The organism is Candidatus Dadabacteria bacterium, assembly GCA_026705445.1.
Taxonomy (GTDB): Bacteria; Desulfobacterota_D; UBA1144; order Nemesobacterales; family Nemesobacteraceae; genus Nemesobacter.
Window position 1 is genome coordinate 1 of record JAPPAR010000012.1, and the last position, 13,845, is coordinate 13,845.

The following is a 13,845-nucleotide window of genomic DNA, read 5'->3' on the forward strand; positions in this document are numbered from 1 at the left end:
GCTTCTATTGGAACCATACTAACCATACCTCCTGTATGAGATCATAACCGTTCCTGGTCCCAAGACAGGGACCGTTAATTATGCTTTTATCACAGGTGCGCATTCAATGTCAAGCTAAATTACACCCGCAACTCGAGGCAAAACGGCGTTACTGGGAAGGAATAAAATCCAAAGCGACCGAGTTTATGCAGTACCGAAGTCCCGTCGGAGGAGGACCATCTTTGAAAACATGTCCCAAGTGTTCCCCGCATTTACTTGATACTACCTCATAGCGCCTGAGCCCGAAGGAGTTATCGGGAACTATCCTCACTGCGTCCTCACTTATGGGCCTCCAGAAACTCGGCCATCCGGTTTTTGAATCGTATTTGTGCTCGGAGGAAAAAACAGGCTGTCCGCAGCCGGCGGTGACATAGGTCCCCTTTTTCTTGTTATAAAGCAGGTCTCCCGAAAAAGGAGCTTCCGTGCCTTTTTTCCAGAGAACTTTGTACTCAAGTGAAGAAAGCTTCTCTCTCCACTGCTCCGCGGTAAGTCCCATGACTCCCTCGGGCAGGGGTTTTTCAGCTTGCTCGCCACCTGCGGGCAGAAGGGGCCAAATAACAAGAACCGCAACCGCAAAAACAATCAGGGAAATTCCGCGTATAATCATGAAACCGACCTCTATTTTTCAATATAAACACCCCCTGTCGGCATGTAAAGTGCCTTAAAATCAGGTATCTAAAAAAGCAAAATCTACACCGAAGGGAGGAGGAGGGAGAAAGCATGCCGAAAACACTTGGGGTTCTTGGGGCCTACGACGAAAAACTCATAAGAAAAATTCCCGTGACAAGCAAAAGGGAGATGCAAAAAGCGCTTTCCGAGGCAAGGGCTCTTGCCGATAGGCCGTCAGAGAGAATTCCCATTCCGCAAAGAATAGAGATCCTCGAGCGGACCAGAGAGTTTGTCGAGAGAAACTACGACCGCATCGTAGCGGACGCAGCAGCAGAGGGAGGAAAACCTCTCATTGACACAAGAGCCGAGATTACGAGGGCCGTAAACGGAATAAAGGTGGCAACCGAGTCCCTCTCCAATCTCGGGGGAGAGGAAATACCCATGGGCTCAAACGCCGCTTCCCTTAACAGGATGGCATTTACTCTCAGGGAACCTATAGGGGTTGTGGTGGCCATCTCGGCCTTCAATCACCCTTTTAACCTCGCCGTTCACCAGGTGATACCCGCGGTGGCCGTCGGCTGCCCGGTAATCATAAAACCCGCGCTTAATACTCCCCTTTCCTGCCTTAACCTGCTTGAAGCTCTCTACGAGAGCGGTCTTCCGGAAAAATGGGCCCGCGCGGTTATAGTGGACGATACGCTCGCCGAAGCGCTGGCCACCGACAGAAGGGTCAACTACCTCACATTCATCGGCTCCGCCAAAGTGGGATGGCATTTGAGATCAAGACTCGCGCCGGGAACAAGATGCGCTCTTGAGCACGGAGGCGCGGCTCCCGTGATAGTAGAGCGTGACGCCGACATAGACGACATGCTTCCCCTTCTTGCAAAAGGCGGCTTCTACCACGCGGGCCAGGTCTGCGTTTCCGTGCAAAGGGTTTTCGCACAGAGCTCGGTAGTGAAAAAAGTCGCCAGAGGACTTAAAAAACTCGCCCTTGAGACAAAAGTCGGAGACCCGATGAGCGAAGAAACGCATATAGGTCCCCTCATAAGCCCGAAGGAGGTCACAAGAGTTCACAGCTGGGTAAAAGAGGCTTTGAGAAAAGACGGGGAGCTTCTTTGCGGAGGCGGTAGAATAGGGAAAACCTGCTACGAACCCACTGTAATCCTTAACCCGAGCCAGAACTGCAGGCTCTCGCGCGAGGAGATTTTCGGACCCGTCATAGCCGTTTACTCGTACGAGAAAATGGACGAGGCCATAGAACTGGCAAACAGTCTCCCCTACTCGTTTCAGGCGTCAGTATTCACCAAGAACATCGATACCGCACTTGAAGCCGTGAAGGAGTTAAAGGCGGCTTCGGTGCTTGTAAACGATCACACCGCATTTCGGGTCGACTGGATGCCTTTTCGTGGGGCCGGGCACTCGGGAATCGGAACGGGGGGTATTCCGTACACGATGCGCGAGATGACCCACGAAAAACTTATGGTAATAAGGTCATCCGCGGTATAAGAGGATTTTGGGAAAAGTTCCTGCCGGGACAAATTCATCCCGGCAGGAAAATAATATCGTTGCGTCAATAGAGGCTAGAAGCTGTACTCGTAAGCCAGGTAGTAATAACCGCCGTTAAATCCGAAAGGTGCCGAGCGCCGTGAGTAGGTGAAAACTCCCGGAGAATCGACTATAAGAGACCCATCGTGATCATATATTTTACCGCCCCTTGACTGGCCGATTTCGTTTTTGTCCGGCTTTACATCAAAAAGGTTGTTGGCCCCAACTTTAAGCGTGCCGACTTTGCCCAGTTCTAGACTAAGATTTGCATCGGTAATGTACTTTGCGCCATAAGTCTGGCTTTTTCCGCCGTCAACAACCGTATATTCTCCGTAACGGTGAACAGCAACCAGCAGGGATGCGAATCCTTTTGAATAAGACCCGGAAAGGGAGAACCGGTCCTTAGGCTGCCATTCTTCTATAATCGAACGGTCCTGCTCCGTAAAAAGCTCTTCGGGAAGGCCGAGCGGAAGATTCACGTCCGTGATCTCGGTTTCGTTTACAGTTCCGGCAAAAACGAGTGTTAAAGTAGAATTGTCGGAAAAGGAATGATCATAACTCGCGACCACATCCACTCCCTTGGTCGTAGTGTCCGCAGCGTTCATGAAGAACTGGCCCTGCTGCGCCCCTACGCTATCCCTTACCGATTGAGGAATGGCTTCATTGCCCTCGCTAATCCTTCCGCTCAGGATAATACGATCGTCAATCAGTATGTAATAGAAATCGGTTGTAATTGTGAAAGCGGGAAGCGGATTAAACACGAAACCGGCGCTGAAATTCCTTGAAGTTTCTTCTTTAAGCTCCGGAACTCCTATCATCCTCGCAAGATCACTGTCATTGCGGAAAGTGCCCACTTCAAACGCGTCAAATTCTCCTGTCTGCTCATTAAGATTGAACTGTGTCGAGACGTTGTTGAAATAAATCTGCTGCATGGAAGGAGCCCTAAAACCCGTGCTCGCGGAACCCCTAAGGGCAAATGAATCGGAAAGTCCGGCTCGGGCGGAGAGCTTTCCGTTAAAGGTGTTTCCGAAATCGCTGTAGTTCTCGTAGCGCACTGCAGGACTTAAAAGCAACATCTCCCCTACGTCAACCTCTGCGTCGGCGTAAGCGGAAAAAGCATCCCTCGCTTCCGAGAGCTCATTGCTAGGTTTGAAGCCTGGAAATACCTGTATTCCGGGAGACCCTCTGCCTCCAGGACCATCGTAGTCTTCGTATGAATACCGTTCGCCGGCTTCTATCTCATATTCCTCCCTTCTGTACTCACCTCCCCAGGCGAGATTTCCAAACGTAAAGGGAGCCGTGAAATCAAGATTCAGTGTATGCTGAAGAAGCTTCAGCTCTCCCGCATCGGCGGACAGTGGAATTGAACCGGTGTAATCCGCATCGGAGAGACATTGCTCCGCTTCACCGGTATGACACCTGACCCATGAGGCGTTATGGGAATCAGTGATCTCAAAGGAGAAAGAGTTTCCACCCACTACATAACTCGCGTCCATTTCAACGCTGTCGGTAAGGTTTCCCTCGAAACCCGCACCGAACGCGATATCATTTATGCTGGTGTTGATAAGAGGAAGAAAACCATCCGGATAAGCTGATCCGGCAGGGTTTCTGTCAAGCTGATTCGCCCTTCTGTAAAAACCTCCGCTCTCGTTTTCCCTCTTCGACAGGTCAAAGAAGCTGTAAATCTCACCGTCCATCAGGTCCACCGGCGCTCTCATGTTGAGCACGAAGCTTACGTGCGTGGAATCTGCGTCACCCACTCTGAACCTGTCCCTGTCAAAAACGCGCTCGGGATCGTTTACACTGTTGGCTGAAAGCGTCCGGGGACCACTCAGGCTTCCGCACGGGGCCGCATTTCCATCCGCATCAAGACATTCACTGCCCGGATACTGGATATCTCCCATTACCCCGGCCCTGTTGGATTTACTTCTGTCCCTTACTTCAAGGGTCGCATTAACGACGCTTTCCCCACCAAGCGAAAAACCCTTGTTTATGCTCGCCACAAGAGTTTCTCCGTCTCCTTCGTAAAGCTGTCCGGCAGTCGCCGTTATCTTGCCGTCGTAGCCGTCCTTAAGGACTATGTTTATAACACCGGATATAGCATCTGAACCGTACTGCGCTGAAGCACCGTCCCTCAGCACCTCGATTCTCTTTATGGCACTTACGGGAATCGTGTTCATGTCAACACCAGCGGTACCGCGACCCACGGAGGTGTTTACGTGTATCAGAGCGCTTTTGTGGCGGCGCTTTCCGTTAACAAGCACCAGAACCTGATCAGGCCCAAGGCCCCGAAGCGTGGCGGGACGAAGAGAGTCTGTTCCGTCGCTTATGGTCGAGCTCGAGAAATTAAAAGACGGTATGAGCTCCTGAATAATCCTTCCTACCTCGGTCTGGCCCGTCGCGACGATCTCCTCTTCGGTTATGACGTCAACGGGAACGGGGGAGTCTGAAACGCTGCGTTCCTCAAAACGGCTTCCGAGCACTACGAGCTTTTCGAGTTCAAAGGCGTGCGTCAAGGGACTTAGCAAACCTGAGACGAGCAACGCGGCAAGCCCCGCAATGATTCCTTTTCTCATCTTAATCCTCCATAACTTAATAATGCAGATTTTTGATTATAACACAGAACACAGCATAGTTTAAACCGTAATATTTCAGGAAAACGGAAAATTTAGAAGTAATGACAGTTCCTTGCAAATCCTAAGAAAAACCACCGCGGAGCAAGTGCGGACGATCAGGTTTCATTCAGGCACATGGACCTTCACGCCGTTTGAAACATAAAGACATTGCTTTATACTTTCAGCCTGATCATGGAAACGGACCTAATTCGAAATTTCTCCATAATAGCTCACGTCGATCACGGCAAATCAACTCTTGCCGACAGGCTTCTTGAGTTCACGGGCACTCTCAGCGAACGCGAGAAAACCGAGCAGTTCCTCGACAACATGGAAATAGAAAGGGAGAGGGGAATAACCATAAAGGCCCAGGCGGTAAGGCTGAAGTACAAAGCCGATGACGGCAGAACCTATGAGTTCAACCTGATAGACACCCCCGGGCACGTCGATTTCAGCTACGAGGTTTCGCGGAGCCTCATAGCGTGCGAGGGAGCACTGCTTGTGGTTGACGCCTCCCAGGGAGTTGAGGCCCAGACGCTTGCCCACGCTTACCTGGCCGCTGATTCAGGGCTTGAGATGATACCCGTCATAAACAAGATAGACCTGCCTTCCGCCGAACCCGAGAGAGTGAAAAAAGAAATAGAGGATATAGTCGGAATCTCCACCGAGGACGCCGTTTTGGCAAGCGCCAAGGACGGAACCGGCACGAAGGAGATACTGGAATCGATCGTGGCGCTCGTACCGCCGCCTAAGAGCCCCGAGGACTCGAGGCTCAAAGCGCTCATATTCGACAGCTGGTTCGACTCATACCAGGGCGTCGTGATGCTGGTGAGGATATACGAGGGAACGGTAAGGCTTGGCATGAGAATCAAGCTCATGGCAACCGGCAAAAAATACGAGGTGCGGAAGATAGGTGCGTTTGCTCCGCAGGCAGAGGAACTTGAGCAGCTCACGACGGGGCAGGTCGGATTCATAACCGCCTCCATAAAGGAAATCGGAGAAGCTGGAGTCGGTGACACGATAACGGATGCCGATTCCGCCACCGAAAACCCCCTCGAGGGATTCAAGGTCATAAAGCCCATGGTCTTCAGCGGGCTCTACCCCATAGACACGGGAGATTACGACAGGCTCAAGGAAGGGCTCGAGAAGCTCAAGCTCAATGACTCGTCACTTGTTTACGAGCCCGAGACGTCCTTGGCGCTTGGGTTCGGTTTCCGCTGCGGCTTCCTCGGGTTGCTTCATATGGAAATCGTGCGGGAGAGGGTGGAGAGGGAATTCGAGGTAAACCTCATAACTACCGCGCCGACCGTCATTTACAAGGCCGCCTATCCGGGAGGAAGGGAGGTGTACGTCGACAATCCCAGCGAGCTTCCGACCGGCGACCGCTCGGCCCGGCTCCAGGAACCTTACGTGTACGTCTCCGTTCACACCCCTTCGGATTACCTGGGGCAGATATTCGAGCTCTGCGAGAAAAGAAGGGGCATACAGAGGAACCTGAGCTACGTGACCGAAAACAGGGCCATAATCGAATACGAACTTCCCCTCGCGGAAATAGTCTACGATTTTTACGACAATCTAAAATCCGTCACCAAGGGCTACGCCTCGATGGATTACGAACCCGCCGGATACAAGGACTCAGACCTCATAAAGCTCGATATCCTGGTTAACGGAAACATAGTCGATGCGCTCTCGATAATCTCCCACAAGGACAAGGCCTACGAGAGGGGGAGAGGACTTATAGGAAAACTCCGGTCGCTTATACCCCGCCAGCTCTACGAGGTAGCCATACAGGCCGCAATCGGAAGCAGGGTGATAGCCCGCGAATCCGTGAAGGCGATGAGAAAGGACGTTACTTCAAAGTGCTACGGGGGAGACGTCACCAGGAAAAGAAAACTTCTTGAAAAACAGAAAGAGGGAAAAAAGAGGATGAAGCAGGTAGGAAGGGTGGAGATACCGCAGGAAGCTTTTCTGGCCGTGCTTAAAAACGACTGACTGCAAAGCCCCTCGAAAGGAAACTTCAGTCCATCGCCCTCATCATCATCTCCGTGATCACCCGCGTCGCGCCGCTTACCGCGTCAGGGTCGGTTCTCACGTTGATCACTGAAGGGAGTCCCGAGGAAAAAGCCCTTTCCAAGCCTGGGGTCAGGTCTTTTATGTCCTCTATCTTCTCCCCGTACCCGCCCATCGCTTTTATTATTTCGTGAAAATCGACAAAACCGAGGTCCACTCCCTGGGTCACCCCCGCGTCAGGATAGGTTATCTCTATCTGATGCTTGGTCATTCCCCACGCGGAATCGTTGCAGACCACAACCACAAACGGGATAGAGTGCCTCACCGCGGTTTCCATCTCCATGAAATTCATGGCCACGGCTCCATCTCCGGTCACGAGCGCCACGGGCTTTTCGGGAAAAGCGACCTTTGCCCCGAGGGCGAAAGGCACTCCGACGCCCATGCATCCAAGCGGGCCTCCCTTAAGGTAATGCCCAGGGGTTCTTACTTCGGATGAAAGGTCTGTCCATGACTGGCAGTCTCCGCCGTCAACCGCGATTACCCCCCCTCCCCCCAAGTAATCCGAAACAGTTTTTGCTACCGTGGCCGGGTGGATTCCCTTCGATTTGGAAACGGTCCGGCGAAACGCCGCGCGGGCGCGGGACCTTGAGGAACGGGCATCCTTCATCCAGGAACGAAAATCGAAGCTTCCCTTGTTTTCGCGGGCGTAAAGATTCGCCTTCGCGAGAAAAGAATCGAGATCGCAGACTACCCCGAGATCGGCCGGGCGGTTTCTCCCGATCTCCTCGGGATGGATATCCACTTGGACCGTTTTGGCCTCGGGGTTTATTGTGTTTCCGAACCCGGCGTAGATGCTGAGCCTTATGCCGAGAAGAATCACAAGATCCGCGTTTGCGCTTATCTCCCTGAATCCCCCGGGACTTGCAGGTGATGCCGCCCCGAAGCAGCATTTGTGGTTGTCCGGTAGGATACCTCTTCCCATGTTAAGAGTGAAAAAAGGCGCTCCAAGTCTTTCCGCGAATTCCAAAATGCTTTGCTCTGTACCCGAGTACCAGCCGCCGCTTCCGACAATCACAACGGGTCTTTTCGAGTCAGAAAGCAACCGGAAAAATTCCGAGATCTTGTGCTCGGGCGGTTCGCAGTCGGTATCCGGAACGGGAGCCCTTGCGGGTGAAGTCTCCTTTTCATCGCAACTGGGGTAAAGAACCTCGTAGGACATTCCAAGGTACGCAGGACCCGGCCTGGCAGAGATCGCGGCCCCGTAGGCGGCCGAGACGTACTCCTCGAGTCTTCCGACTTCGTAAACCGTTCTCGCCCACTTCGTAACGGGCCTTACGATTGCTTCCTGGTCTATTTCCTGAAGGGACATCCTGTCGTTCTCCTCGATCCCCGAACGTCCCGAAATCAGCATCATGGGAGAATTGGCAAGGTAAGAACCCGATACCCCCGTGAGGGCGTTCGTAAGTCCGGGACCCGCCGTCACAAGGCATATCCCAGGCACTCTCCTGAGTCTTCCGTAGGCATCCGCCGCCATTGCGGCTCCCTGCTCATGATGGGTGTCGACAAGCCTTATGCCAAGATCCGTACAGGCCCTGTAGACAGGGTTTATGTGTCCCCCTCCGAGGGTAAAGATGTCTCTCACTCCCAAGTCGTAAAGAGCCTTGGAAACCAGATATCCGCCCTGCAGTCTCGCCATGAGTGATTCTCCCTTAATCAAACAAACCATTATTTGGAGGGAAATACAACCTGGGGGAAACAAAAAAAATTCTTGAGTGCCCCCGGATGATGATTAATATGGAATTGCGGAAAGAGAAACAGGGACAAAAAATTTATTTAAACGGAGGTAAAGACAATGAAATACGCAGTGAATCTATTGGAGCCGGCCAACGTCTTTCGGAATTTCGCAAGCGCCTTCCCAAGGGTTTTTGATTCCGATGCGGCGGAGAGTGGGCGGAGTCCGAGAGTTGATATTTTTGACGACGGAAACAATTTCGTTTTATCGGCGGAATTGCCCGGGGTAAGCAGGGAAGACCTTGACATAGACGTAAAGGACAACCGGCTTACGATAAAGGGAGAAAAAAAGCTTGAGGACAAAACCGAGAAGGAAGGATATCTCAGGGTCGAGAGATCCTACGGACTGTTTGAGAGAAGCTTTTTTCTTGACGACAACATAGACAGGGAAAACATAAAGGCCGATTACAAAGACGGCATCCTGCGCCTCACCCTGCCGAGAAAACAGGACGAGCCCTCAAAGAAAATAGAAGTCAACTGACAAAAAAAAGGGGGGGGGCGCCAAACGACGCTCCCCCTTTACTCGTCTTCGCTAAAACACCAGTCCGCCTGAGTCGGAAAACCGTTCCCAAGGCTGCAGTTCCTCGGCCAAGAAACACTTTGGAACTAAAACTGAACACCGTTCCGCTTGCCCGTCACGCGCCTTCTGAACGATACGGCAAGAAACAGGGCAGACAGCAGCAGCAGATTAAACGCAGTGCTCTGAGGCGTACTTTCGCTTCCAGATGCAATCGCACACCCCCCCCCACTAACGCTATCAACAGTGTCTGTCGGCATTTCCATTTCCCCAGGCTCATCCATGGATTCCTCTATGGGTTCTTCCATCTCTTCCATGGGCTCTTCCATGCCGCCATATATCTTGCATCCAGTCGGCGGGGTACCCGTTTTCGGATAGATTCCAGAACCGAAAATAACGTCTGAAAAACCAGCAGGTTCCGGGGCACCTAGGAGCTTGAAAGGATTCACAACATAGACCTTCTTCCATGAATCACCTGGGGCTATTGCAGGGTCATTACCACCTACGTTGTCATCTTCAGTAGCGGGATCATTCCAGCAATAATCAACAAAGCCACCCTTCTCAGCATCTCCTTTAGCGGTGTCAACAATTAACTTTGCGACATTTCTTCCACCCGCATCAAAAGCTTGCAGAACATCGCCCTCAAGGGTTTCATCATTCCCGTGAAAAAGCAGTTCCCCCTGATCATCTCCTTCATTATCCATAACAAAAAGGTATATGGAACCCGATTCCCACTCCCCGGCTTGTGCGCCCTGTGACCTAAATACCTCGCTGAAGGGTTTTGAATAGTCGCAATATTGTCCTATGTTCGTTAGTAGATCACCTGCTACAGCAGGAGGCAAAAGAGTCAATAGCGGAATAGAGTCTTTTATCTGATCAACAGGCGCGGTCTCAAAATCAATACCAGAAGCAGTAATAAGCGAAGAAATATTCTCGGGAAACTCGCATTGCCTGAAGATAAAATCTATGTAATAGGCGTCAATCGCATCCTTTACAAATTGTTCAAGCTTTTCTTGGTCGGTACCAACATCCTCAGCGTGTATAAAACCTTCATTGTGAGTAGCGTGCGCTGAATTCGTAATACCAAGGAAAGCACCCCCCCCCACCATCACGCACAAAAAAAGACCCGCAAGTACTACGGTCTTAAAAACAGTATTTCGCATTAAAATTCTCATTATATCCTCCCTATTGCTTCGTTTAGTTAAAATCCTGAAGAACGCCGGTTCTCGCCAGGTTACTAGTAGCATTAGTTTTTAGATTAAAACAAGAAAACAACAGCCCTGTCAAGCATTTTTGAGGGAGGATTGGGGCAAATCCCCCTGTGCCAGAACCTCCATAATCCGACACGCAAGTCTCTGCGCAACAAAAAATCTTTCCGATTGAACAAGCCATATAACGACCGGGAAAACCGGCGACCTCGGCCGTCTTTTTGTCCCAAGATGTCTGCAGGCCGAACATTTCATCATCCACCGCCAAGCACCTGATTCAGGAAGTCGGCGAGGCCGGGACGAATCGCTTGTTATGAAGGAAAAACTAAAGTAGATTTCCTTCCGTAATGCTGGAGATCAGTTCTAGCTCTGAAATCAAGCTTTCCGGTACCGATATATATTTCGACTCGAAACGGGCCGTGCCGCTTTCTTTTGTCACAAGCGCAAATTTCAACAAGCTTCCCCGAAGCGAAAAAATCATAGCTACGCCCGAAACGATAAAGCTCCTAGGGAAAAAAATTAAGGGCTCAGCAGTTCTTTCCTCCCCTTACGGAAAACCTTTCACTCTGGGCAGCTACTCGATTGAGCTCATCCCATCGGGACAGATGCTCGGGGCAGCGCAGGTAGTCATTGAAAAAGACGGAAAAAGAATCGTTTACGCGGGCGGCTTCAAGCTTAAGAATACCGTCACCGCCGGTTACGCGGAACTCAGAAGATGCCACACGCTAGTCGTAAATTGCGCATACGGAGCGCCGAAGTTCATTTTCCCGCCGCCCGAAGTAGTAATGGAATCCATATTCGAATTCGTAAACAGGACGCTGTTTGAAGACAGTGTACCGGTAATCCTGGTAAACCCCATGGGAAAAGCGCAGGACCTTATAATCTTCCTCGGGGAAAGAGACATCGAGATGAGCCTTCATCCAGCGATGGCTAAGACTCTAAGGCTCTATGAGGAACTTGGGATAAAAATTCCGCCCTACGGAGGGATAAAAAGAAAGCATTTTAAAAACAAAGTCCTAATAGCCCCCCTTTCCTACAGAGACTCCGCGGTCGTCAAGAACCTTCAAAGAAAGAAGGTTGCGGTTATAAGCGGCCGCTCAATGGAAAACGGAATGTTTGTTAGGTCGGCTCTGCGGGCCGAGGTGGCGTTCCCATTAAGCAACCACTTTGGATACGACGAGATCTCAGAATATCTTGGCGTTTCAAGGCCCGAGAACGTAATCATAAGGGGGAACTTTGGCGACAGTTTCACAGAGGGGCTTGAGAAGGATGGGTGGAACATAACGGCGTTTAAAAAGCCGCGCCAGCTGGAACTTTTCTGAGGACAAGATGCCGGTTGAAACGAAATCATTCACGATAAGCACCGAGGGCGACTGCGACATACTAGACATAACTCCTCACGTGAACCGCGAGCTCTCCAAGGCGGAATTATCCTCGGGAACGGCCACGGTCTTTGTCGCCGGCTCGACCTGCGGGGTCACTACTATAGAGTATGAAAGCGGAGTGCTCTCCGACCTGAAAGACGCGTTTGAGAGAATGGCGCCGGAGGCCATGCACTACGCGCACAACGCCAGATGGGGCGACGGGAACGGTCACTCGCACGTGAGAGCGTCGGTGCTCGGCCCCTCGCTTACGGTTCCGTTCTCAGAAAGCGGTCCGTTGCTCGGCACCTAGCAGCAGATAGTGCTCGTTGACTTCGATAATCGCCCCAGAACAAGAAGGGTAATCATCCAGATTATCGGAGAATGACGCCTCAGACGAACTTGACTGAAAAATGCGAGGGCTTGTACCTTACGTTAAGGTTAACGATAAGAGGCGTAAGCGACTCTATCATCGAGGAGATCTCGAGCGGACCCGCGTCAAGCACCCTAAGATTCTTCATTTCCTCGGTAAGGTTCTTGATCACCTCTTTAGCTCCCTCGTCATCCCCGCATATGACCACGTCGTAATCAAGGTTCTCGTCTATTTTGGCAAGTTCGTTTGCGGGAAGATTGTGATAAGCGGACACTAGCCTCGCCGTTTCGGGAAGCGCGTCCTTTATCTCAAGAGCCGAAGAACCCTGGGCGGGAGGGTCGAACAGAAAAGTCTTGCCTTCCCTCTTCATCGAGACTACCGGGGTTACGACTATCTGATCCGTGATGCTGTCGCCGCATCCCGCTACAGTGGCCGCCGCGTACTCGGGAGGAATGCTTATTATTATTACCTCGGAAGACGCCGCGGCGTCTGCGTTCGCCATACCGTGTATGTTCGATTCGATTCCGAGCCCTTCAAGCGTTTCCGCGTGGCCAGCCGCTATGCCAAGTGCTTTTTCCTCGCTTCTGGAACCTATGTAGATCTCATGTCCCGCTCTTGACCACCGCAGTACCAGACCTTCCGCTATGTCTCCCGTTCCACCTAGAAGTGAAATTTTCATTTTTTGATCTCTCCTTGCGTCAAAAATTTTACAGAACTTCTATCGTATATGCCTGCGGAGTGTTTTTCAAGCCCCTAAAGAGGTTCTCCCCGCTGATAAAACCGATGAGTTGACAAAATCCCGGCGCATTCCAAGCAACAATCCCAGTTTACAAATTCCTTTCAAAAAAAACAGGGCCGATCAGAGATTTCCAAGTGCTTCCTCCAGGTCTGCCACCGGCTTAAAAATCCATGATCTCCTACGTTTTCGTTTCTCAAAAAGACCCAGTTCCACCAGTTCAAGCAGATCCGTCCGGGACGTCTGATATACAACATTATGAACCGTCTGATGACCCCTAACCGTATAGTCACGGTTAGGATGCTTGAGAGCACTGCCAACCAGATCTCTCTGCCTGTGATTGAGTAAAGCTAGAGATTTAATCTGCAATTCAAGCTCTTTTAATTCACCAGTTCTTCTATCTATGTAATCATGCAGAGTCCTTATAGCTCTTCGTATCACGCGAAGATGGTAAATGATGAAATAATTAAGGTCGTTTCCGTCGGTTTCCGTATATAAAAACGCCTTAACGTATTGCGTTTTACCCTTGAGAATTATTTCAGATATTGATATGAACTCAAACAGCCAGTACCCATGGTGGAGCATGGACCAGTAAAACAATGCCCGGGCCGTTCTGCCATTGCCGTCAAAAAACGGATGGTCATATGCTAACCAGAAATGAAGAATTATAGACCGAATCACGGGATGTATGAATCCACCACCGTCCTCACCGTTGGCAAATTCACACATTTTTTTCATTCTCCAAGGAAGCTCCGACGCAGGTGGGGGCACATGCACTAAGGTGTCCTCTTCCTCGCTCCAATAAACATTTATGTCCTCGGACTCCTTGCGAAACCGTACGGCCGCGGTTGGTTCATCAAGAGTCCCTCTGGTTATAATCTCATGGATATTGAACACTAGTTCTTGAGTCAAGGGCTCATTTTTCAACTCTCTGATTGATTCCATTGCCCTATAGTTATTAAGAATCATCTCTTCGCTTCTGTCCCTAGCCCGGATTTCTCACGGTAAGGTATAGAAAAGGCCGTTGTTTGTGTTATAATAAAG

At 50.9% G+C, this 13,845-nt stretch carries 10 protein-coding genes and 1 pseudogene; 5 read left to right on the top strand and 6 right to left on the bottom strand.

Features of this window, described 5'->3' with window-relative positions; all coding sequences use genetic code 11:
* Positions 1-148: 148 nt before the first annotated feature.
* Positions 149-535, bottom strand: a complete 387-nt coding sequence (gene msrB, locus OXG75_02710; protein ID MCY3624902.1) for a peptide-methionine (R)-S-oxide reductase MsrB — start codon at positions 533-535, stop codon at positions 149-151.
* A 224-nt stretch (positions 536-759) separates the two neighbouring features.
* Here msrB and OXG75_02715 point away from each other — a divergent pair, with 224 nt between their 5' ends.
* A complete protein-coding gene (locus OXG75_02715; protein MCY3624903.1) occupies positions 760-2,154 on the top strand; it encodes an aldehyde dehydrogenase family protein in 1,395 nt (464 codons plus the stop codon).
* A gap of 74 nt (positions 2,155-2,228) precedes the next feature.
* On the opposite strand, the gene OXG75_02720 is transcribed toward OXG75_02715, so the two are convergent.
* Positions 2,229-4,769 (bottom strand): TonB-dependent receptor, encoded by a 2,541-nt coding sequence (locus OXG75_02720; protein ID MCY3624904.1) that lies wholly within the window; start codon positions 4,767-4,769, stop codon positions 2,229-2,231.
* A gap of 231 nt (positions 4,770-5,000) precedes the next feature.
* Between OXG75_02720 and lepA the strand changes: the two genes are divergently transcribed.
* Positions 5,001-6,797: a translation elongation factor 4 gene (lepA, locus tag OXG75_02725; protein MCY3624905.1), complete on the top strand. Its 1,797-nt coding sequence runs from the start codon at positions 5,001-5,003 to the stop codon at positions 6,795-6,797.
* Between the two features lie 25 nt (positions 6,798-6,822).
* On the opposite strand, the gene OXG75_02730 is transcribed toward lepA, so the two are convergent.
* The gene (locus OXG75_02730; GenBank protein MCY3624906.1) at positions 6,823-8,511 is read right to left on the bottom strand and encodes a thiamine pyrophosphate-binding protein; all 1,689 of its coding nucleotides are present in this window, start codon (positions 8,509-8,511) and stop codon (positions 6,823-6,825) included.
* 156 nt (positions 8,512-8,667) lie between these two features.
* On the opposite strand from OXG75_02730, the gene OXG75_02735 reads away from it, so the two are divergent.
* A complete protein-coding gene (locus OXG75_02735) occupies positions 8,668-9,087 on the top strand; it encodes an Hsp20/alpha crystallin family protein (protein ID MCY3624907.1) in 420 nt (139 codons plus the stop codon).
* A gap of 125 nt (positions 9,088-9,212) precedes the next feature.
* On the opposite strand, the gene OXG75_02740 is transcribed toward OXG75_02735, so the two are convergent.
* Positions 9,213-10,298, bottom strand: coding sequence for a cache domain-containing protein (locus tag OXG75_02740; GenBank protein MCY3624908.1), 1,086 nt, complete (start codon positions 10,296-10,298; stop codon positions 9,213-9,215).
* 380 nt (positions 10,299-10,678) lie between these two features.
* Between OXG75_02740 and OXG75_02745 the strand changes: the two genes are divergently transcribed.
* Both OXG75_02745 and OXG75_02750 read left to right on the top strand, forming a co-directional pair.
* The gene (locus tag OXG75_02745; GenBank protein MCY3624909.1) at positions 10,679-11,653 is read left to right on the top strand and encodes a hypothetical protein; all 975 of its coding nucleotides are present in this window, start codon (positions 10,679-10,681) and stop codon (positions 11,651-11,653) included.
* 7 nt (positions 11,654-11,660) lie between these two features.
* A pseudogene (locus OXG75_02750) lies at positions 11,661-12,080 on the top strand (secondary thiamine-phosphate synthase enzyme YjbQ).
* A gap of 4 nt (positions 12,081-12,084) precedes the next feature.
* On the opposite strand, the gene npdG reads toward OXG75_02750, so the two are convergent.
* Both npdG and OXG75_02760 read right to left on the bottom strand, forming a co-directional pair.
* The gene (npdG, locus tag OXG75_02755; GenBank protein ID MCY3624910.1) at positions 12,085-12,744 is read right to left on the bottom strand and encodes an NADPH-dependent F420 reductase; all 660 of its coding nucleotides are present in this window, start codon (positions 12,742-12,744) and stop codon (positions 12,085-12,087) included.
* A gap of 180 nt (positions 12,745-12,924) precedes the next feature.
* Complete coding sequence (locus OXG75_02760; protein ID MCY3624911.1) at positions 12,925-13,770, bottom strand: Fic family protein; 846 nt, start codon at positions 13,768-13,770, stop codon at positions 12,925-12,927.
* Positions 13,771-13,845: the final 75 nt, after the last annotated feature.

Excerpts from the sequence above, each read along its gene's own strand:
- msrB (MCY3624902.1), bottom strand. The coding sequence starts at position 535 with ATGGGACTTACCGCGGAGCAGTGGAGAGAGAAGCTTTCTTCACTTGAG.
- OXG75_02715 (MCY3624903.1), top strand. The coding sequence starts at position 760 with ATGCCGAAAACACTTGGGGTTCTTGGGGCCTACGACGAAAAACTCATA.
- OXG75_02720 (MCY3624904.1), bottom strand. The coding sequence starts at position 4,769 with ATGAGAAAAGGAATCATTGCGGGGCTTGCCGCGTTGCTCGTCTCAGGT.
- lepA (MCY3624905.1), top strand. The coding sequence starts at position 5,001 with ATGGAAACGGACCTAATTCGAAATTTCTCCATAATAGCTCACGTCGAT.
- OXG75_02730 (MCY3624906.1), bottom strand. The coding sequence starts at position 8,511 with ATGGCGAGACTGCAGGGCGGATATCTGGTTTCCAAGGCTCTTTACGAC.
- OXG75_02735 (MCY3624907.1), top strand. The coding sequence starts at position 8,668 with ATGAAATACGCAGTGAATCTATTGGAGCCGGCCAACGTCTTTCGGAAT.
- OXG75_02740 (MCY3624908.1), bottom strand. The coding sequence starts at position 10,298 with ATGAGAATTTTAATGCGAAATACTGTTTTTAAGACCGTAGTACTTGCG.
- OXG75_02745 (MCY3624909.1), top strand. The coding sequence starts at position 10,679 with ATGCTGGAGATCAGTTCTAGCTCTGAAATCAAGCTTTCCGGTACCGAT.
- npdG (MCY3624910.1), bottom strand. The coding sequence starts at position 12,744 with ATGAAAATTTCACTTCTAGGTGGAACGGGAGACATAGCGGAAGGTCTG.
- OXG75_02760 (MCY3624911.1), bottom strand. The coding sequence starts at position 13,770 with ATGATTCTTAATAACTATAGGGCAATGGAATCAATCAGAGAGTTGAAA.